General features: G+C 69.8%; 17 protein-coding genes and 2 tRNA genes. 11 read left to right on the top strand and 8 right to left on the bottom strand.

Features of this window, described 5'->3' with window-relative positions; genetic code table 11:
• Positions 1-32: 32 nt before the first annotated feature.
• Complete coding sequence (gene glnA / locus AC156L_RS30650) at positions 33-1,457, bottom strand: type I glutamate--ammonia ligase (protein ID WP_330878364.1); 1,425 nt, start codon at positions 1,455-1,457, stop codon at positions 33-35.
• A gap of 231 nt (positions 1,458-1,688) precedes the next feature.
• On the opposite strand from glnA, the gene AC156L_RS30645 reads away from it, so the two are divergent.
• Positions 1,689-2,162: an RDD family protein gene (locus AC156L_RS30645; protein ID WP_330878363.1), complete on the top strand. Its 474-nt coding sequence runs from the start codon at positions 1,689-1,691 to the stop codon at positions 2,160-2,162.
• A 126-nt stretch (positions 2,163-2,288) separates the two neighbouring features.
• On the opposite strand, the gene AC156L_RS30640 is transcribed toward AC156L_RS30645, so the two are convergent.
• On the bottom strand, positions 2,289-3,035 hold the full coding sequence (locus AC156L_RS30640) for a DUF4191 domain-containing protein (RefSeq protein WP_330878362.1): 747 nt from the start codon (positions 3,033-3,035) through the stop codon (positions 2,289-2,291).
• 81 nt (positions 3,036-3,116) lie between these two features.
• Between AC156L_RS30640 and AC156L_RS30635 the strand changes: the two genes are divergently transcribed.
• The 5 genes from AC156L_RS30635 to AC156L_RS30615 all read left to right on the top strand — a co-directional run bounded on the left by AC156L_RS30635 (position 3,117) and on the right by AC156L_RS30615 (position 7,271).
• Positions 3,117-5,168: an ATP-dependent DNA helicase UvrD2 gene (locus AC156L_RS30635; protein ID WP_330878361.1), complete on the top strand. Its 2,052-nt coding sequence runs from the start codon at positions 3,117-3,119 to the stop codon at positions 5,166-5,168.
• Between the two features lie 150 nt (positions 5,169-5,318).
• A complete protein-coding gene (locus tag AC156L_RS30630; protein WP_330878360.1) occupies positions 5,319-5,564 on the top strand; it encodes a hypothetical protein in 246 nt (81 codons plus the stop codon).
• A gap of 118 nt (positions 5,565-5,682) precedes the next feature.
• Positions 5,683-6,084, top strand: coding sequence for a WhiB family transcriptional regulator (locus tag AC156L_RS30625; protein ID WP_330878359.1), 402 nt, complete (start codon positions 5,683-5,685; stop codon positions 6,082-6,084).
• Entirely contained in the window at positions 6,081-6,308 is a 228-nt protein-coding gene (locus AC156L_RS30620) for a hypothetical protein (protein WP_330878358.1), read from the top strand. The genes AC156L_RS30625 and AC156L_RS30620 overlap by 4 nt, the downstream gene beginning before the upstream one ends.
• Before the next feature lie 69 nt (positions 6,309-6,377).
• Positions 6,378-7,271: a class I SAM-dependent methyltransferase gene (locus tag AC156L_RS30615; RefSeq protein ID WP_330878357.1), complete on the top strand. Its 894-nt coding sequence runs from the start codon at positions 6,378-6,380 to the stop codon at positions 7,269-7,271.
• Positions 7,272-7,948: 677 nt separating this feature from the next.
• Here AC156L_RS30615 and AC156L_RS30610 read toward each other — a convergent pair.
• The 4 genes from AC156L_RS30610 to AC156L_RS30595 form a co-directional block, all read right to left on the bottom strand.
• Positions 7,949-8,506, bottom strand: coding sequence for a hypothetical protein (locus AC156L_RS30610; protein ID WP_330878356.1), 558 nt, complete (start codon positions 8,504-8,506; stop codon positions 7,949-7,951).
• A 61-nt stretch (positions 8,507-8,567) separates the two neighbouring features.
• Positions 8,568-9,902 (bottom strand): ABC1 kinase family protein, encoded by a 1,335-nt coding sequence (locus AC156L_RS30605; protein ID WP_484407507.1) that lies wholly within the window; start codon positions 9,900-9,902, stop codon positions 8,568-8,570.
• 60 nt (positions 9,903-9,962) lie between these two features.
• Positions 9,963-11,021, bottom strand: a complete 1,059-nt coding sequence (locus AC156L_RS30600; protein WP_330878354.1) for a thiamine biosynthesis protein ThiF — start codon at positions 11,019-11,021, stop codon at positions 9,963-9,965.
• 147 nt (positions 11,022-11,168) lie between these two features.
• Entirely contained in the window at positions 11,169-11,324 is a 156-nt protein-coding gene (locus tag AC156L_RS30595) for a DUF5679 domain-containing protein (protein ID WP_170156312.1), read from the bottom strand.
• Positions 11,325-11,561: 237 nt separating this feature from the next.
• Here AC156L_RS30595 and AC156L_RS30590 point away from each other — a divergent pair, with 237 nt between their 5' ends.
• On the top strand, positions 11,562-12,104 hold the full coding sequence (locus tag AC156L_RS30590; RefSeq protein WP_330878353.1) for a M48 metallopeptidase family protein: 543 nt from the start codon (positions 11,562-11,564) through the stop codon (positions 12,102-12,104).
• A 295-nt stretch (positions 12,105-12,399) separates the two neighbouring features.
• Here the strand turns inward: AC156L_RS30590 and AC156L_RS30585 are convergent, their stop codons facing one another.
• The gene (locus AC156L_RS30585; protein ID WP_330878352.1) at positions 12,400-13,731 is read right to left on the bottom strand and encodes a zinc-dependent metalloprotease; all 1,332 of its coding nucleotides are present in this window, start codon (positions 13,729-13,731) and stop codon (positions 12,400-12,402) included.
• A 102-nt stretch (positions 13,732-13,833) separates the two neighbouring features.
• Between AC156L_RS30585 and AC156L_RS30580 the strand changes: the two genes are divergently transcribed.
• On the top strand, positions 13,834-14,961 hold the full coding sequence (locus AC156L_RS30580) for a YlbL family protein (protein WP_330878351.1): 1,128 nt from the start codon (positions 13,834-13,836) through the stop codon (positions 14,959-14,961).
• 58 nt (positions 14,962-15,019) lie between these two features.
• Here AC156L_RS30580 and AC156L_RS30575 read toward each other — a convergent pair whose 3' ends face one another.
• Entirely contained in the window at positions 15,020-15,553 is a 534-nt protein-coding gene (locus AC156L_RS30575; RefSeq protein ID WP_372507026.1) for a PPA1309 family protein, read from the bottom strand.
• A gap of 172 nt (positions 15,554-15,725) precedes the next feature.
• On the opposite strand from AC156L_RS30575, the gene AC156L_RS30570 reads away from it, so the two are divergent.
• The 3 genes from AC156L_RS30570 to AC156L_RS30560 all read left to right on the top strand — a co-directional run bounded on the left by AC156L_RS30570 (position 15,726) and on the right by AC156L_RS30560 (position 19,206).
• Positions 15,726-18,728 (top strand): UPF0182 family protein, encoded by a 3,003-nt coding sequence (locus AC156L_RS30570; RefSeq protein ID WP_330878350.1) that lies wholly within the window; start codon positions 15,726-15,728, stop codon positions 18,726-18,728.
• Positions 18,729-18,829: 101 nt separating this feature from the next.
• Positions 18,830-18,903, top strand: a tRNA-Met gene (locus tag AC156L_RS30565).
• A gap of 229 nt (positions 18,904-19,132) precedes the next feature.
• A tRNA-Met gene (locus tag AC156L_RS30560) sits at positions 19,133-19,206 on the top strand.
• The last annotated feature ends 394 nt before the right edge of the window (positions 19,207-19,600 follow it).

Genomic DNA, 19,600 nt, shown 5'->3' with positions numbered 1-19,600 from the left:
CGCACGGGGCCCTCGGTGTGTCCGGTCGCTCGTCACACGTCGTAGTACAGGGCGAACTCGTACGGGTGCGGGCGGAGGCGGAGCGGGTCGATCTCGTTCTCGCGCTTGAGGGCGATCCAGGTCTCGATGAGGTCGGGCGTGAACACGCCGCCCTCCAGGAGGAACTCGTGGTCGGCTTCGAGGCTGTCGAGCACGGCGTCCAGGGTGGCCGGGACCTGCTTGACGTCCTTGGCCTCCTCGGGCGGCAGCTCGTAGAGGTCCTTGTCGATCGGGGCCGGGGGCTCGATCTTGTTCTTCACGCCGTCCAGGCCCGCCATCATCATGGCGGCGAAGGCCAGGTACGGGTTGCCCGACGAGTCGGGGCAGCGGAACTCGATGCGCTTGGCCTTCGGGTTGTTGCCCGTGATCGGGATGCGGACGCACGCCGAGCGGTTGCGCTGGGAGTAGACCAGGCTGACCGGGGCCTCGTAGCCGGGGACCAGGCGGTGGTAGGAGTTCACCGTGGGGTTGGTGAACGCCAGCAGCGACGGCGCGTGGTGCAGGATGCCGCCGATGTAGTGGCGGGCCGTGTCCGACAGGCCGGCGTAGCCGGACTCGTCGTGGAACAGCGGCGCGCCGTCCTTCCACAGCGACTGGTGGGTGTGCATGCCGGAGCCGTTGTCGCCGAACAGCGGCTTGGGCATGAACGTCACCGTCTTGCCCTCGGCGTGGGCGCGGTTCTTGATGATGTACTTGAAGAACTGGAGGTCGTCGGCCGCGTGCAGCAGCGTGTTGAACCTGTAGTTGATCTCGGCCTGACCGGCGGTGCCCACCTCGTGGTGCGCGCGCTCGACGGCGAAGCCCGAGGACTCCAGGTCGAGGACCATCTTGTCGCGCAGGTCGGCGTAGTGGTCGGTCGGGCTGACGGGGAAGTAGCCGCCCTTGAACCTGACCTTGTAGCCCTTGTTGCCGCCCTCTTCCTCACGGCCGGTGTTCCACCAGCCGGAGATCGAGTCGATCTCGTGGAAGGACTTGTTCTCCTTGTTCTCGAACCGGATCGAGTCGAAGATGTAGAACTCGGCCTCGGAACCGAAGAACGCGGTGTCGGCGATGCCGGACTCGGCCAGGTACTGCTCGGCCTTGCGCGCGATGTTGCGCGGGTCGCGGCTGTAGGCCTCGCGGGTGAAGGGGTCGTGCACGAAGAAGTTGATGACCAACGTCTTCTCGATGCGGTACGGGTCGATGCGCGACGTCGCCAGGTCGGGCAGCAGCAGCATGTCCGACTCGTGGATCGACTGGAAACCCCGGACCGAGGAGCCGTCGAACGCCAGGCCCTCGCTGATCGCGTCCGCGTCGAAGGCCGACACCGGGAGCGTGAAGTGCTGCATCACGCCGGGAAGGTCGCTGAACCGCACGTCGACGAACTTCACGCCTTCGTCGGAGATGTACTTCAGGACCTCGTCGGAATTCTTGAACACGCTCGTCGACTCCTCACGTCTTGAGTGCAGTGCTGTCCGCTGGCCCTGTCGACACTGGAGGGGCGCGGTCCTGCGCGGCCGCAGGATCGCGGCCTGCCATCGGGGGTGACGCTATGTCGCTGGTGTTGCCCAGCCGTCACTCCGATGTTTCGCCAGTGTTAACGGGGCGCGCACCGAGGGCAAGCCGACCTGCCGGTACTCACCCAGTGAGCACGGCATTACTCTGTAGGTGTGAGCAAATGGACCGGTTCGTGGCTTTCGGGCCCGCGCAGCGTCCTGGAGCCGGGAGCGGACTCCGGCGACGGGACCGGGCCGCGCTTCAAGGGTGAACGCCTCGGGCTGCCGCGGAGCGGACCGGGCTCGATCGCGTCCAGCGGTCGCCGGGCGTTCGCGATCCTCACCGACTTCCTGCTCGCGGCGGGTGTCGCGGGCCTGTTCACCTACCCCGACCTGCCGCGCAACTGGAGCCTGCTGGCCTGGTTCGCGATCACCATCATCGCCGTCTCGTTCTTCGGGTTCACGCCGGGGCACGCCATCTTCGGCCTGCGCGTCGCCCGGCTCGACGGAGCCCCGATGGTGGGCATCCCGAGGGCCGCGCTGCGCACGGGGCTGATCTTCCTGGTCATCCCCGCGGTGATCTGGGACGCCGACGGCCGCTGCCTGCACGACAAGGCGAGCAACACCGTGGTCATCCGCGTCCGCTGACCAGGTGGAACGCCGGATCGGCCGGTCGTGCGGACCGCCGCGGCGCGACGTCGTGCGCGTGCGGACCTCCGTGACGCGGAAGAGGCCCCGATCACGGTGATCGGGGCCTCTCGCGTGAACGGGGTCTCAGCGCCTGCGCATGGTGCGTTGGACGCTGCGCATCTTCGCGCCCGCGGGCATCGGGCCCTTGGGCAGCGCGGCACCGCGGCTGGCGAGGGCGGACAGCCTGCCCTCGATCGTCTCGACCTGGGCGGCCGAGATGTTGCGCGGCAGCTTCATCAGGTAGCTCTGGAGCTTGCGCAGCGGGACCTGGCCCTCGTCGGCGCCGACGGTCAGGTCGTAGATCGGGGTCTCGCCGATCACGCGGGCGATGCGCTTCTTCTCCTGGGCGAGGAGCGCCTTCACCCGGTGCGGAGCGCCCTCGGCGACCAGCACGACGCCGGGCCGCCCGATCACGCGGTGGACCGCGTCGAGCTGGGTCGTCCCGGCGACGGCGGGCGTGACCCGCCACTTGCCGCGGAGGTTCTCCAACGCCCACGCCGCGGCACCCGGCTGGCCGTCCGCCTTCTTGAAGACGTTCGCCTGGACCCGGCGGCCGAAGATGATCACCGCGAGCAGCGCGCCGAGCGCGATGCCCATCGGCAGGAACACCCACTGCATGTCGAAGAAGTAGCCGATGCCGAACGCCAGCGCCGTCGCGCCGAGCACCGCGCCGAGCATCAGCGGCACCAGCGCCTTGTCCTCGCGGCGTTGCATCTTGAACGCCTCGAAGATCTGCCCGCGCTTGGCGCGTGAAGCCGCGCGCCGCGCCTTCTTCGCCTCCTTGGCAGCCGTCTTGTCCACTTTGGCAGCCTTGTCCTGCTTACCAGCCATGCCCACCAGGATACGGCCGTGGCGACACCGCGTTCACCGCCTCCCACAATCGTTGTCGGACCGTCTGCGAGACTGCTCCGCATGGACCCGCTGCTCGAGGGACTCGACCCGGAACAGCGCGCCGCGGTCGAGGCGCCGCGAGGGCCGGTCTGCGTGCTCGCGGGTGCGGGCACCGGCAAGACGCGCACGATCACCCACCGCATCGCCTACCTGGTCCAGCGCGGGCACGTCGCCCCTGGTCAGGTCCTCGCGGTCACGTTCACCGCGCGGGCGGCGGGGGAGATGCGCACGCGGTTGCGCGCGCTGGGCGTGACGGCCGCGCAGGCCCGCACGTTCCACGCCGCGGCGCTGCGGCAGCTCCGCTACTTCTGGCCGAGGGTCGTCGGCGGCGACCAGTGGCAGCTGATCGAGGGCAAGCTCCGCTACATCGCCCAGGCGGCGAACCGGGTCGGCGCGCCGACGTCACCCGAGACCCTGCGGGACATGGCGAGCGAGATCGAGTGGTCGAAGGCGTCGCTGGTCACGCCGGAGGGCTACCCGGCCGCCGCGGCGCGCACGCACCGGGACACCCCGGTGCCCGCCGAGCAGCTCACCCTCGTCTACCAGGCCTACGAGCAGCTCAAGAACAACGCGCAGCTGCTCGACTTCGACGACCTCCTCCTGCACACCGCCGCCGCGCTGGAGGAGCACAGCGAGGTCGCGGACGAGTTCCGCGACCGCTACCGGTGCTTCGTGGTCGACGAGTACCAGGACGTCACCCCGTTGCAGCAGCGCGTGCTCGACGCGTGGCTCGGGCAGCGCGACGACCTGACCGTCGTCGGCGACGCCAACCAGACCATCTACTCGTTCGCGGGTGCCTCGCCCCGCCCGCTGCTCGACTTCGGCCGCCGGTTCCCCGAGGCGCAGGTGGTGCGCCTGGAGCGCGACTACCGGTCGACGCCGGAGGTCGTGGGGCTGGCGAACGAGGTCATCAAGTGGGCGCGCGGCCGTCCGGCGGGCTCGCGGCTCCAGCTGATCGGGCAGCGCCCGTCAGGGCCGCGGCCGACGTTCACGGAGTTCGGCGACGAGCCCGAAGAGGCGGCGATGGTCGCCCAGCGCGTGCGCAAGCTGCTCGCCGAGGGCGTGCCCGCGAGCGAGATCGCGATCCTCTACCGGGTCAACGCCCAGTCCGAGGTGTTCGAGCAGGCCCTGACCGAGGTCGACATCCCCTACCAGGTGCGCGGCGGCGAGCGGTTCTTCGCGCGCACCGAGGTGCGGCAGGCGATGGTCGCCCTGCGGTCGGCGAGCCACGCGCCGCCCGACGGCGACCTGCCCGGCCAGGTGCGGCAGGTGCTCGCCCGGCTGGGCCTGACGGACGAGCCGCCCGCCGGTGGCACCGCGCGGGAGAAGTGGGAGTCGCTGCTCGCGCTCGTCGAACTCGCCGAGGAGCTGGCGAGCGCCGTCGAGGGCGCGGACCTCGCGAAGTTCGCCGTCGAGCTCGACCTGCGCGCCGAGGCCCAGCACCCGCCGACGGTCGAGGGCGTGACCCTCGCGTCGCTGCACGCGGCCAAGGGCCTGGAGTGGGACGCCGTGTTCCTCGTCGGCCTGGTCGAGGGAACCATGCCGATCATGCACGCCGACGGCGACGAGGCGAAGATCGAGGAGGAGCGCAGGCTCCTCTACGTCGGCGTCACCCGTGCGCGTGAACACCTCTGGCTGTCGTGGGCGCTGTCCCGCGCCGCCGGGGGCCGCAAGTACCGGCGGCGCAGCAGGTTCATGTACGGGCTCGTGCCCGACGACCACCCCGCCGCCCTCGGCACCAAGCGCGAACCGCTCCAGAAGAGGCCGAAGCCGGTCTGCCGGGTGTGCGAGTCGGAGCTGGTCGGCACGCAGGCCGTGAAGCTCGGCCGCTGCGCCCGCTGTCCGTCCGATGTGGACGAAGAGCTGCTGGCGCGGCTGCGGGCCTGGCGGGCCGCGCGCGCCCGTGAGCTGAAGGTGCCGTCCTACGTCGTGTTCACCGACGCGACCCTCGTGGCCATCGCCGAGGTGCGTCCGGCGGACAACGCGGGACTGGTGTCGATCTCCGGCATCGGGGCCTCGAAGCTCGACAAGTTCGGAGCCGACGTACTGGGCGTTGTCCAGGGCGAACGGTGAAAATCCATCCGATCGGAAGAGATTTGGAAAAAGCGGTTGCACGCCTCCCGCGAGGCCTCGTAACCTGCTGATGCCGGGCACGGAGTGCCCGACTGGGGATGAGAACGAACCGACTTGCCAACCACGAGCCCGTTGATGGAGGTGACCACTGTGAAGACTCTCAGCATCTTCACGACGCCCGGTCGCCTCTCGGCCGGGGTCGTTTGCGTGTCGCCGATGGATCTCGCTGCGGGGCAGAAGTCTGCCCGCGTTCGCCACGCACAGGTGTGGAACGCCGAGCGAGTCCTGCCAGTCCTGGAGCCGATCGCCTACACGGGTGGCGGCACCAGCGGTGGCCGCACCACCACCAACAACTCTATCGATGCGCCGTCCGCGCACGAGCGAAGTAGAACCTGACACAGGACTGTCAGGACTACCTGGCTCACCTAAGGCCGCGGACCCGCACAGGGACCGCGGCCTTTTTGCTGTCCCTGGGACGACAACCCCATCGCAGCACCCGACAGGAGTTCACCTGATGTTGACCGCAACCGTTCCGATAACCAGCGGAACGTTTCCCGAGCCTGCTGACCACGGCGGAGCCGGTGTCGCCTGCTTGATCGACACCGCTCCCGACGCAGGTCTCGACCTGCCCTGCCGCACCAACAACCCCGACCTGTGGTTCGCGGACGCACCCGCCGAGCTCGAGAAGGCCAAGACGTTCTGCGTCGGCTGCCCCGTGATCGCCGAGTGCCTCGCCGGAGCACTGGCTCGCCACGAGCCGTGGGGTGTCTGGGGTGGCGAGATCTTCGAGCGCGGTGCCGTCATCGCGCGCAAGCGTCCGCGCGGCCGTCCGCGCAAGGACGCCGCACCTGTAGTACCCGCGGCGCCCGCCGCGACCGTTGTCCGGGGGGCTACCAGCCAGGAGGCCGCCGCGTGACCACGAAGCGAATCACCGACGACGAACTGCACAACCTCGACCACAAGAACCAGGGGATCGGCCGAATGTTGCTCCATGAAGACCTTGCACGTGCCCGAATGCGAGATTCGGAAAACCTCGCTGAACGCCAACGACTGGCCCACCGGCTGATCGTCGCCAACCGCTGGCGCCGGTTGTCCGGGTGGGCCCAGAAGCGAGCGCTCCGCTCAGCCCGCCAGCTCTGATCCGGGCGACTCCGGCCGCTCTCCCCCTTTCGACGGGAGAGCGGCCCGAGTCATGGGTACGGTGCGGAGGTGGCACGACACACGCACGACGGAATCGACTGGCCCTCGCGGTTGATCGCGATGCGCCGGGCCGACGAACTGCACGCGGACGCCTTGCGCGTCGTCGCTCGGAGGCTCGTCCGAGCGCTGCCCGACAACCCGACCGTCATCGACGTCGGGTCGGGGGCGGGCGGCATGAGCGTCGCCCTCACCGAGGCCCTGTGCGCGCGGGGCGGCGGCACGGTCGTCCTGGTCGACGCCGTGCCCGAACTGCTCGACGCCGCCACCACCAGGGCCAGAGCCGCCGCCTCCTACGAGTCCGACAGCACGACCACCACGGTCCGGGTGCGTCCCGTGCTGGCCGACATCGCCACCGAGGAACCGACGGAGTTCGCCGCCGCCGCACACCTCGTGTGGGCGTCGAACGTCCTGCACCACCTCCCCGACCAGCGCCAAGGCGCGGTCAACCTCATCGGCGCCCTGGCACCCGGCGGCTGGTTCGCCCTCGCCGAGGGCGGCCTCGACACCCGCTGCCTCCCGTGGGACCTCGGTGTCGGCGAACCGGGCTTGCAGGACCGCCTGGCCGCGGCCCGCGACCAGTGGTTCACCCGGATGCGTGAACAAATCCCCGACGTCGTCCGCCTCACCGCAGGCTGGAACATCGTCCTGGCCGACGCGGGCCTGCACGACGTGAGCGCCTTCAGCTACCTCGTCGACCACCCGGCCCCCACCAAGCCGGTGGTCCGCGACTCCATCGAGGACTGGCTCCGCTGGCGCCACGACGTCACCGGCGACCTCCTCCACCCGGCGGACCGGGCAGCCCTCCGCACCCTCCTCGACCCGAGCGACCCGAACTACGTCGGTCTTCGCGAGGACGTCTTCTTCCTCCAGACCAACACCGTCCACACAGGACAGAAACCGTGACCGAAACCTGCTCCCGGTGCGGCCGGTCCCGAGACGCGGTCACCGACCCGGCCCAACGCCTGGCCTGGGTGAGCGACCGCGACCGAGGCCGCCGAACCTGGCTCTGCCACACCTGCGCCCGCACCCACGTCCGCGACCTGGAGGCCAAACTCCCGACCGAGTACTGGTAACCGGCCGAAACCAGGGTCCGGCGGTTGGCGGCTGGGCGGGGAGCGGCTGGGGGCGAGGTTGGGCACGGCTGGGGCTTGGCGCGGGTAGCGGCTGGCGGTTGGGGCCGTCGGGCGGCAGAGTGGGTCGGTTGCGGGTTGCGGGTTGCGGGTTGCGGGTTGCGGGTTGCGGGTTGCGGGCGGTGAGGTCGGCGGGTGCTGGCAGTGGGCGGCGGCCCGCCGTGGCGGCTGGTGGTCGCAGAGCGGATCGGTGGTCGGTGGACGGTGGGGCGGCTGGCGGTCAGTTGGTAGCGGACCAGGTCGACGGCTGCACGGCTGAGCGGCTTCGCGGTTGGTAGCCGGCGGCGGAACGGACCGCCAGTTCACGGCGAAACGGTGGGAACTGAGCCACTGGATGTCGGTTCGCTGAATTGGCCTCCTCCACCCGGGGTGGTTGGCGTCGTGCCGCTGATTGAGCCCCATCACTGCCGGACTACCGGTTGTGGTGAGCGGGCGGTGAAGAATCGCAGGTCAGACGCTTGTCAGTGCTCTCAGGGCGGCTCTGGGGGCTGCCGCGCCGCGTTTGCTGCCCGCGTCCAGTTCGGTGAGCAGGTCCGGCGCGGTGCACAGGCCCGCGCGGAGCACCGCTGCCAGCAACTGGTGCAGGCGGAGCGGGTGTTGTTCGCGGCGGGCGGCGTCGAGGGTTGCCCTGGTCGGTGTGGCCAGGGGGAGATCGGTGTTGAGGACCACCTGCGGGCGTCTGGTGGTGCGTTCCAGCAGGAGGAAGTCGTGGTTGTTGAGGCGTTGGTCCGGTTGCTGGAGCACGTGGACGCGCGGCGGTAGCGGCAGGCCCGGCAGGCCTTGGCCGTGCAGGGCGTCGATGCCGGTGATGACCGCCCGCGGGCCCGCGTAGACGAGTGCGGCCCGCAGGCGTTGTCGCCTCGTCGGCTCTCCCGGACTGAGCAGCAGGACGCCGGGCAGGAGCCTGCGCCAGGGGCCGCCGGGGCGGCACCTGGTTTCGATGGTGTACCTCGCGACACCGGATTCGAGCAGGTCAGAGGTGCTGGTCACGCCGTCGTGGATCGTCACGGTTCGATCGTGCTGGACGGCGGTGGGATGAGCGAGCGGCTATCTCGGAGCTGTGGACAACTCAGTCGCCTGTGGACAGGTCGGACTCGTCGTCGAAACCCGGTTGCCAGCGGGCGACGATGGAGCGGGTGGGCACCTCGGCGTCGAGCTGGCAGAGGATGCCGGTCGCGCCGAGCGTCACCCGGTGGATCAGCAGGTACTGCGGCGGCAGGTTGAGCGAGCGGCCGGTGCGCGAGTCCGGCTTGCGCAGGTCACCGACCCGTTCCGCCTGGCTCTGCAACCACCGGCGGGTGAACTTGAACTTCTCCGTGCGCAGCGGTTCGACGAAGGGACCGAGGTAGTTGAGGACGTCCTCGCCCTCCAACTCCGTGCCGGGACGGATGAAGTGCTCGCTGCGCAGCAGGTCGAGCAGGGCGTCCGGGCGCTTGTCGAGCGCGAGCCTGGTCATCAGGCCCAACGTCCTCGGCAGGCCGTCGGGCAGCCGGGCGCACGCGCCGAAGTCGATCGTGCGGAGCCTGCCGTCGTCACCGAGCAGGAAGTTGCCGGGGTGCGGGTCGGCGTGCAGCAGACCGGACCGGCTCGGCGCGGAGAAGTGGAACTCCGCCAAGCGCCTGCCCGCCAGGTCGCGCTGCTCCCGGGTGCCCTCGCGGATGATCGTGGCCAGGGGGGTGCCGTCGATCCACTCGCTGACCATGACCTTCGGCGCGCTGGCGACCACCTTCGGCACCAGCACGTGCGCGTCGCCGTCGAACGCCTTCGCGAACGTCCGCTGGTTGTCCGCCTCGGTCCGGTAGTCGAGCTCCTCGACCATCCGGTCGCGCAGCTCCTCCAGCAGCGGCTTCACCTCGGCGCCGGGCACGATCGCCTGCACGAGCCTGCTGAACCGCAGCAGCTGCTTCAGGTCGGCGTTCAGCGCCTCGTCCGCGCCGGGGTACTGCACCTTCACGGCGACCTGGCGGCCGTCGTGCCACACGGCCCGGTGCACCTGGCCGATGCTGGCCGACGCGGCGGGCTCGTCGTCGAACTCCACGAACCGCTTCGCCCACGCCGCCCCGAGCTGCTCGGCGAGCACCCGGTGGACGGTGCGGGTCGGCATCGGTGGAGCCCCGGCCTGGAGCTTGGTGAGAGCCTCGCGGTAGGGCGCGGCCATGTCCTCCGGCACCGCGGCCTCGAACACGCTCAGGGCCTGGCCGAACTTCATGGCCCCGCCCTTGAGCTGGCCGAGGACGGCGAACACCTGTTCAGCCGTCTTCGCGGTCATGTCGGCGGTGACCTCTTCGGAACTCATGCCGGTCAGCCGCTTGCCCCAGCCGCCGACGACACGGCCGGCCACCCCGATGGGAAGGGTTGCCAGCTTGGCGGTGCGCTGCACGGCCTTGCGCGGGATCTCGCTCACCCGGTGATTCTCCCCCGCCCCTTGTCTCGGTCGCAGTGGAACACGTGTCCACCACGAAACCTACACAGAGGACGAGAGGGCCCTCGCGCTGCCGCAGGTGCACGCGGGGTGCGGCGGGCAGTCGAGACGTTCGACCACGCCCAGTTGCGGGTTGGCCTCCAGGGTCGCGTTCCAGGTCGTCGGCGGGCTCAGCCCCACCTCGACGGGGTCCAGCGCGGCGAGCACCTGACCGACCGCGAGCGCCGCGCACACCGCGGCCGACGCCACGTCCGAGGGCTGCGTCTTGTCCGCGAGCTGGGTCGCCACCGCGGGCCAGCGGCCGTCGCGGTCCGTGCGGTGCAGGTGGGTGCACCGCACGCAGCTCGTGCGGCCCGGCACGACCAGCGGGCCGATGACGCCGGTGCCGTCGCGCACCCGCACGACGAGGTGCTGGGTGCCTTCGAGCATCAGGGTGTTCAGCAGCTGCGGGGGAGGCACGAGCGAGTCCGTCAGCACCACCATGTCCGGTGCTCCGGTGCTGGTCATCCAGCCCGTGCGCACGTCGCCCGACGCTCGGCCGACGGCGTCGACTGCCGCCTCCCGGCGCGGACGGCCGACGTCGATGTCCAGGTACCCGGACCCGGTGTCCTCCGGGCCGACGCGACCGCTCGCCACGACGTGCACCCGGCCGATGCCGGCGGCGGCCAGCAGGGACGCGAGGGCGACCGCGATCCGGCCGTTGCCGTGCACGACGACGGCTCTGCGGTCGCGGGCCGCGACGATCCCCGTGCCCGGCCGCCCGGTGCGCAGCGCCCGGCTCGTCGTGTCCGGCGCCAGGCGACCGGGGACCGGCACGGCCTCGTCGACCAGGCCGACTTCTGCCAACTGGTCCAGCAGGTCGAGGAACTCGGCCGGGTCGGTGTCCTTCGCGGCCAGACGTTCACCCAGTTCAGCGACCGTTGAACGGCCGTCGAGAGCCATCAACTCGTCCACGAAAGGGGACGGGAGGTCATCCACGACGATGGCGTGGCGGGGGTCCGTGCCGAGTTGGACCTCTCCCTCGTCGCGCAGCAGCACGGGCAGGCCGGGCAGCACGCGGAGCCTGCGGGAGGGGTCTCGGTCGGTGGTGTTGGTGCTCACGGGGTCAGCGTGCCGCCGGGATCGGCGGGGGCACAACGCTCGTCCACAGGCCCCGGAGTTGTCCACAGGGCGGGAGAAGAGGTCTTGACGGGAGATGGACGAACGTGCTGGTGGGCAACCTCGTGAGCTGCCCACCAGCAGGTTTCGTCAGACCTTGGCCTTGCCCAGGATTCGGGTGACCGTGGTGCCGCACGTGGGGCACTTGCCCTTAGCCATCCTGCGGTTGTTGTTCTCGTGGATCTCTCCGGAGAAGTCGCGCTTCTCGCGACACTTCACGCAGTAGCCGTTGTAGGTCTCGGCCACGGGTTCCTCCCTTGCTTTGGCTGACGTCCGCCGGGCGGCTGACAGCGTCGTGAGGCGGAGCGTTCTGCACCGCACTCGGGGGCCTGCGCAGCACGCTACCTCCGGATGCGTGCGGACGCCTGCATGTCCACCAGTGCGTGTCCAGCCGCCTTTCGGAGGAATCTGCCCCGACCGTGTCATCCCTCACGGCCGCTTGGCGGCCCCGAATTGTCGGTGGGTGGCTTTACCGTGGGAGCCATGGCCGAACCGCAGGTAGCCAAAACCCGTGTGGAGGTCCGCCGCAGCGCGCGGCGGCGCCGCATGGTCAGCGCGTACCGGGAGGGGGACAAGGTTGTGGTGCTGCTGCCCGCCCGCATGAGCAAGGGCGAGGAGGAGCACTGGGTGGCCGAGATGCTCAGCCGCCTGCAACGGAGCGAGACCCGCAGACGGTCACCTGCTCGCACGTCGGACGCCGCTCTGCTGGCGCGGTGCGAGGAGTTGGCCCAGCGGTACCTGGACGACGACGCGGAGCCGACGAGCGTGCGGTGGGTGCCGCCGATGCGGACGAGGTGGGCGTCGTGCACGCCCACCGAGGGCACCATCCGGGTCAGCGAGCGGTTGAGGGACGTGCCGTCCTGGGTGCTCGACTACGTGCTGGTGCACGAGTTGGCGCACCTGAGGGTGCCGGGGCACGGGAAGGACTTCTGGGAGCTGGTGCACCGGTACCCGAAGTCCGAGAGGGCCATGGGGTACCTGGAGGGTATTTCCGCGGCCGCCGGATTGGGGATCGAGGAGGATTAGGCACGGGGGAGTTTCGTGCGTGGGGGCCCTGGGTGTGCGGGGCCTTTTGATTTGGTGGGTGACGTCACCCCGCTCCTGTCATCGTCTCGATGCCTGACCAGGCCTTGTCAAGGAAGGAAAGATGCCTTGACAAGGCCTGGTCAGGCACGAAGCGGCTGGGGATCGGGGTGGCGGCAGGGGTGTCGATGACGCCTGGAGTGCCGGTTCCGTGGCGGTCGGGTTGTCGGCAAAAACGCCGATTTGTTCAAATGAACAAGGCCACCACGGATCGTGGTGGCCTTGTTTCGGGAGATTTTTAGGCGTCCGGGGAGCCGTCCGGCTTCTTGTCCTCCGCCTTCTTCTCCTCGGCGAGGGTGCGTTCCAGTTCGGCCATCGGGTCCTCCAGGGCCTTGCGGGTGTTGCCAAGGCGCTCGGCGAACTCCAGCGGGTCGTCCAGGTCGTCCGCGCTGGGGATGAGGTCGGGGTGTTCCCACAGGCTGTCGCGGACCTCGATGCCGTGCTGGTCGCCCACCAGCTTCCACAGCGCCGAGGCGGCGCGGAGGCGGCGGGGGCGGAGTTCCAGGCCCACGAGGGTGGCGAACGTCTGCTCCGCGGGACCACCGCTCGCGCGGCGCCTGCGGAGGGTCTCGCGCAGGGCCGACGCGCCGGGGAGGCGCTCGCCGACCGCGTCGAACACGACCACGTCGACCCAGCCCTCGACCAGGGCCAGCAGGGTTTCCAGGCGGGCGAGAGCGGCCTTCTGCTCCGGGGTCGTCTGGGGCTCCAGCATCCCCGACTTCATGGCCTCTTCGATGCTCTCGGGGTTCGACGGGTCGATCTGGCCCGCCATCTGCTCCAGGGCGCTGGTGTCGACCTTGATGCCCTTGGCGAACTCCTCGACCGTGTCCAGCAGGCGCTGGCGCAGCCACGGGACGTGGGTGAACAGGCGCTGGTGTGCGGCCTCGCGGGCGGCCAGGAAGACCATGACCTCGCTGGCGGGGCGCTCCAGGCCCTCGGTGAACTTCTCGATGTTCGCCGGGAGCAGGGCCGCCGCGCCCTCGGGACCCAGGGGCAGACCCACGTCGGTCGAGGTCAGGACCTCGTCGGCGAGCTGGGCGAGCGCGCCGCCCAGTTGCGAGCCGAACGCCATGCCGCCCATCTGGCCGAGCATGGACAGCAGCGGCCCCGCGGCTTCCTTGGCCTCGGCGGGCATCGCCTCGACCCAGGCGCCGGAGACGCGCCGGGCGACCGGGTCGCACAGGCGCTGCCACGTCGGCAGCGTGCGCTCCACCCAGTCGCGCGCTGTCCAGCCCTGCACCGTCCGGCTGCCCGCGGGGAGCGCGGTCGCCGGGTCCAGCCACATCTCGGCCAGGTGGACGGCGTCGGTGACGGCCTTGTCCTGGTCGGGGGCGAACCCGAGGCCCGCGCCGCCCTTGCCCGCGAGCTGCTGGAGGGCGATCTGCTTGGCGAGGTCGTAGTTCACCGGACCGGCTGACGCGTTCTGGTTGCTGAACATCGCGCCGAGCTGGCTCAACATCGCGCCGAGCTGGTTGAAGTCGAAGGGATTGCCCTGCCCGGCCTGGTCGGAGGGCTTGCGGTTGGCATCGTCCGGGTCCGACGGCCCGAACCCGAACGGCAGGTCAGTCATGCCCACAACGGTACGCGGACGCGTCTGAGAGCGCGGCTCAGGTTCGCTGCGAGCGTGAGGACGTCACGTCATCCACATGCGGTGGTCGTACTCTGTCGAACCGTGAGCGAGCACAGCGAGGGCGGCACCACGGACACCGTCGTCGGCGACGGTGGAACGACGATCGGCCCGGCCTCGCCCCCGGTGCCGCCGCCGTCGGACGACTCCGGCCTGAGCCGTCGGACCTGGACCCTCGTGTTCAGCTTCCTGGTCGTCATCGGCCTCGGCCTGGCGGGCGGCTTCGCGCGGGTGCCGTACGTGGCACTCGGTCCCGGCCCGACCTACGACACGCTCGGCCAGGTCGACGGCGCGAACGTCGTGTCCATCGAGGGCCAGGACACGTTCCCCACCGGCGGCCACCTCACGATGACGACGGTGTCGCTGATCGACGACCTCTCGCTGTTCGGCGCGCTCGGCCTGTGGGTGAGCGGCCGGTACGCGCTGGCGCCGCGCGAGGAGTTCTTCAAGCCCGGCGTCTCCAAGGACGAGGTCCGCGACCAGAACACGAAGGCGTTCCAGGACTCGCAGACCAGCGCCGAGGTCGCCGCGCTCCGCTACCTCGGCTACCCGGTGAAGGTGCTCGCCGCCGAGATCACCAAGGGCAGCGCCGCCGACGCCGTCCTCCAGCCGAACGACCGGCTGCGCGCGGTCAACGGCAAGCCGGTCGCCGTGGCCGAGGACGTGAAGACCGCGCTGGAGACCACCAAGCCCGGCGACGAGATCGAGATCACCTACGACCGCGAGGGCGAGCAGCGGACGTCACGGGTGCCGCTCGGCCGCACGGACGGCCGCGAGACCGGCTTCCTCGGGGTGCTGGCCGTCGACCGCGCCGACGCCCCGTTCGAGATCAAGATCGGGGTGCCCGAGGTCGGCGGCCCGTCCGCCGGCCTGCTGTTCGCGCTGTCCATCGTGGACAAGCTGACGCCAGGCGAGCTGAACGGCGGCCAGTCCATCGCGGGCACCGGCGAGATCAACGAGAACGGCCAGGTCGGCCCCATCGGCGGCATCCCGTTCAAGATGATCGCCGCGAAGGAGGGCGGCGCCACGACCTTCCTCGTCCCCGCCGACAACTGCGTCGAGGCCAAGCAGCAGGCACCCGAGGGGCTGCGCCTGGTCAAGGTCGAGACGCTGACCGGAGCCGTGCAGTCCATCGAGGCGATCACCGCGGGCAAGGACGCGCCGGGCTGCTGACCTGCCGCGCGGCCGGACACGCCCGGCCGGGTGTTCGCCCGTCGCGAACAGCACGCGCCTACGGCTTGAACGTGTCCAGCAGCGCGTTGGTCAGGTTCGGCGCCAGCTCGGGGTGCTCCACGACCTCGTCGGGCATCTCCGTGTTCCCGCGCAGGTGCAGCACGCACGCGGCGGTGCCGTCGCGCAGCACGGCCGCCACCAGCCGGGCCTCGCGGCGCTGCGGGTGCGCCGCGGCGAACGCGCGGGCCTCCTCGTCACCGAGTTCCTCGGCGCGCAGCTTCTCCTCGGCTTCCGGCGGCAGCACCAGGATCTCCTGCGCCAACGCGCATCCGACGACCACGTCCGGCCAGACGATGCCCAGCAGGGCCTCGGCCAGGTCGGTGTCGGGGAGCTCGTCCTGCGCGATCGGGGTCAGCGGCGACGCCTCGGGGTCGAGCTGGCCCGCCAGCTCGGGCTGCTGCGCGAGCAGCTCGGCCGTCGGCACGAGCGCGAAGAGCTGAAGCCCCTGGTCCCACCCGGCCGTGGCCACGAACTCCTCCACCTCGCGCGCGACGGCGCGGAGGAGCACGGGCGAGTTCTCCGTCGAATGAATGTCTGACACGGTCGTTATGGTCGCATCCCACAGCACCTCGGAGCGCCGGCAGGGCCGAAACGGACAACCGATCGGGGAACTCGGCACGGCCTCCGTAGAGTTGGACAGAACGTACTAATTGAAGACGTCGGCCAGCCGACTATCGACACACTGCGAACCTGGAGGGTGCACCGTGGCCACACGGCCCCCGGTCGGACTGCCCAAACTGTCCCGACGAAGCAGGCTGCTGCTCATCATCGGCGGCGTGATCCTGGTCGGGCTGATCACCGGATCACGCCTGCTGGGCACCTACGTCAACTGGTTGTGGTTCGGCGAGGTCGGGTTCCGCGGTGTGTACAGCACCGTGCTGCTGACTCGATTCGGACTCTTCCTCGGCGTGGGGCTGCTCGTGGGCGGGCTCGTCGCGATCAACCTCATCATCGCGTACCGCACCCGGCCGGTGTTCGTGCCCGTGACGGGTCCGGACGACCCGGTGGCGCGCTACCGCGCCGTCGTGTCGCGCCGCATGCGCCTGTTCGCGATCGGCATCCCCGCCGCGATCGGCCTGATCGCGGGGGCGTCGGCGCAGGCGGACTGGCAGCAGCTCCAGCTGTTCCTCAACTCCACCCCGTTCGGCGTGACCGACCCGCAGTTCGGTCACGACATCGGCTTCTACGCGTTCCAGCTGCCGTTCTACACGTGGCTGCTGTCGTGGCTGTTCATCGCCACCGCGGTGTCCTTCGTCGGCGCGGTCGTGTCGCACTACCTGTTCGGCGGCATCCGCCTCGCGGGCCGCGGCGGCCAGCTCTCCGGCCCGTCGCGCGCGCACCTCGCGATCGTCGCCGGCGTGTTCGTGCTGCTCAAGGCGGTCGCGTACTTCTTCGACCGGTACATGCTGCTGTTCTCGGACCGCAACGACAAGTTCAACGGCGCGACGTACACCGACCTCAACGCGGTGCTGCCCGCCAAGCTGATCCTGCTGTGCATCGCGGTGTTCTGCGCCATCGCGTTCTTCGTCGGCGCGGTGCTGCGCAACGTCCAGCTGCCCGCCATCGCGACGGTGCTGCTGATCCTGTCCAGCGTCCTCGTCGGCGCCGCGTGGCCCGCCGTGCTGGAGCAGTTCTCGGTCAAGCCGAACGCCATCGAGCGCGAGGCCGAGTCGATCAAGCGGAACATCAACGCGACCAAGGAGGCGTTCGGGCTCACCGACGACAAGGTCGAGACGAAACCGTACGAGGGCAAGCAGAACGTCTCGCTCGACGAGCTGAAGAAGGACCAGGCGACGCTGGGCAACATCCGGTTGCTCGACCCCGCCGTGGTGGCCAAGACCTTCACCCAGTTCCAGCAGCTGCGGCCGTTCTACGCCTTCCCGGAGAAGCTCGACGTCGACCGGTACAAGGTCGACGGGGAACTCCAGGACTACATCGTCGCGGTCCGCGAGCTGAACACCGCGGGCATCCCGCAGGGCCAGCGCGACTGGATCAACCAGCACCTGATCTACACGCACGGCAACGGCTTCGTGGCCGCCGAGGCGAGCAAGGTGAACACCCCCGCCGACAACGGCGGCAACGGTGGCTACCCGGTGTTCCAGGCCAGCGAGGTCGCGCCCGACGGCAAGGTCCAGCCCGGCCCGTTCGGCGTGCAGCAGCCCCGCACGTACTACGGCGAGCTCGGCAGCGCGGGTGACTACGCGATCGTCGGGGGCCGCGACTCCGGGGCTCCCGGCGAGTACGACACCGACAGCTCGTCGTACACCTACGACGGCGCGGGCGGCGTGCGGATCGGTGGCCTGTTCAACAAGCTGGTGTTCGCCGCCGCGTACGGCGAGCGGAACATCCTGTTCAACCAGGCGATCACGGACGAGTCGAAGATCATCTTCAACCGGCACCCGAGGGACCGCGTCGAGATGGTCGCCCCGTGGCTGACGGTCGACGGCGACCCGTACCCGGCCATTGTGGACGGCAAGATCACCTGGATCGTCGACGGCTACACCACGCTCGACAACTACCCGTACGCCAAGAAGACCCCCCTCGGCGAGGTCACCAACGACTCGCTCCCCGGCGTCGCGCAGCTGCCGAACGACGAGATCAGCTACATCCGCAACTCCGTCAAGGCCACTGTGGACGCCTACGACGGCACCGTGACCCTGTACGAGATGGACCAGCAGGACCCGGTCCTCAAGGCGTGGATGGGTGTCTTCCCCGGCACCGTCAAGGCGAACAGCGAGATCTCCCCGTCGCTGCGCGAGCACTTCCGCTACCCGGAGGACCTGTTCAAGGTCCAGCGCGAGACGCTGTCGAAGTACCACGTCGACGAGCCGAGGGACTTCTTCTCCGGCGTCTCGTTCTGGGGCGTGCCGTCCGATCCGACGATCGACAACGCGACGACCCTGGAGCAGCAGGCGCAGGCCGCTCAGCAGCCGCGCGACCAGCAGCCGCCGTTCTACGTGGTGGCGGGCGACCCGACCTCCGCGGAGCCGAACAAGGTCAGCTTCCAGCTGACCAGTTCGCTGGTCAGGCAGAACCGCGAGTTCATGGCGTCCTACGTCACGGCGAGATCGGACCCGGACAACTACGGCAAGATCAGCGTGCTGACGTTGAACAACGAGGCCAAGGGTCCGCAGCAGATCCAGACGCAGTTCCTGACGTCCGCGACGGTGAGCTCCGAGCTGAACCTGCTGACGCAGCAGAAGACGAAGGTCGTCTACGGCAACCTGCTGACGCTGCCCGTGGGCGGTGGTCTGCTGTACGTGGAGCCCGTGTACATCGAACGGGCGAGTCAGAACACGTCGTTCCCGCAGCTGTCGAAGGTGCTCGTGAGCTTCGGCGACAAGGTCGGGTACGCGCCCACGCTGGCCGAGGCCCTGGAGCAGGTGTTGACCGGGGCGTCGACGCAGGTGCCGAACGTGCCCGGCGGCACCACGCCGCCGAACACGTCGACGACACCGCCGTCGACCACGACCCCGCCCGGCAACGGGCAGGCGAGCGGTGACCTGGCGCAGGCCGTGAAGGACATGCAGGCGGCGCTGAGCGCCATCAAGTCCGCCAACGCCAGCGGTGACTTCGCGGCGCTCGGCAACGCCTACAAGGCGCTCGACGACGCCACGAAGAGGTTCGACGCCGCGAACGCGGCGGGGTCGGCCACGCCGCCTCCGTCGTCGTCCGTGGTGGCACCCACCGCGACCCCGTCGGGGTGATGGGCCGCTGAGCAGGTGAATCGGGTGGTCCCCAGTGCTGGGGGCCACCCGATTTGCATGTTTCTGGCGGGACCGCGTACAGTTCTGCTCAGCAACAACGGCGCGGGGTGGAGCAGCTCGGTAGCTCGCTGGGCTCATAACCCAGAGGTCGCAGGTTCAAATCCTGTCCCCGCTACTGGTTCGAAAGACCCCCGTACGACTTCGGTCGTACGGGGGTCTTTTGTTTGTCCGGGGGTGCGGGTGGGGTTGTAGGGCTTGGTGTGGCCGGTGGGGGCGGGGGTGGGTGCTGCGGGGCTGTGAGCTGGGGGAACGTGGCGTTGGTGGGGGTGGTGAAAAGCGGGTGCGGAAGGGTGTATAGTTGTTCTCAGCAGGACAGAGTGAAACAAGTAAATGAAGTTAAGCGGCGCGGGGTGGAGCAGCTCGGTAGCTCGCTGGGCTCATAACCCAGAGGTCGCAGGTTCAAATCCTGTCCCCGCTACTTATATGAAGATCCCCGTCTGACCCTTTGGGTCGGGCGGGGATTTTTCTTGTTCTTGTTCTTGGGTTGGGTTGGGGTTGTTGGGGTCCTGGGAATGTCGGACCCCTGTCGTAGCGTGTGTGTCGGGGGGTCCTGCTCGATGGGGGACGCCTGGTTTTGGCTGGTCAGAGGGCTGGGCGGCTTGCTGGTCAGGGGGTTGTGAGGCTTGCTGGTTCGGCGGGGCCGGCGGGTCCGGTGGGTTCTCAGGGTTCGTGAGTCTGTGGGTTTGCGGGTCCTCCGGGTCTGCGGGTCCAGCGGGTTCGTGTGGCTGTGGGTGTGTGGGCCCTCGGGTTGTGTGGGCCCTGTGGGGTGGTGGGGCTGTCCCCCCGGTGCGCGAGTGTCGTCATGGCCGGGC

The organism is Umezawaea sp., assembly GCF_057122925.1.
This window is presented reverse-complemented; position numbering and strand designations above follow the sequence as displayed.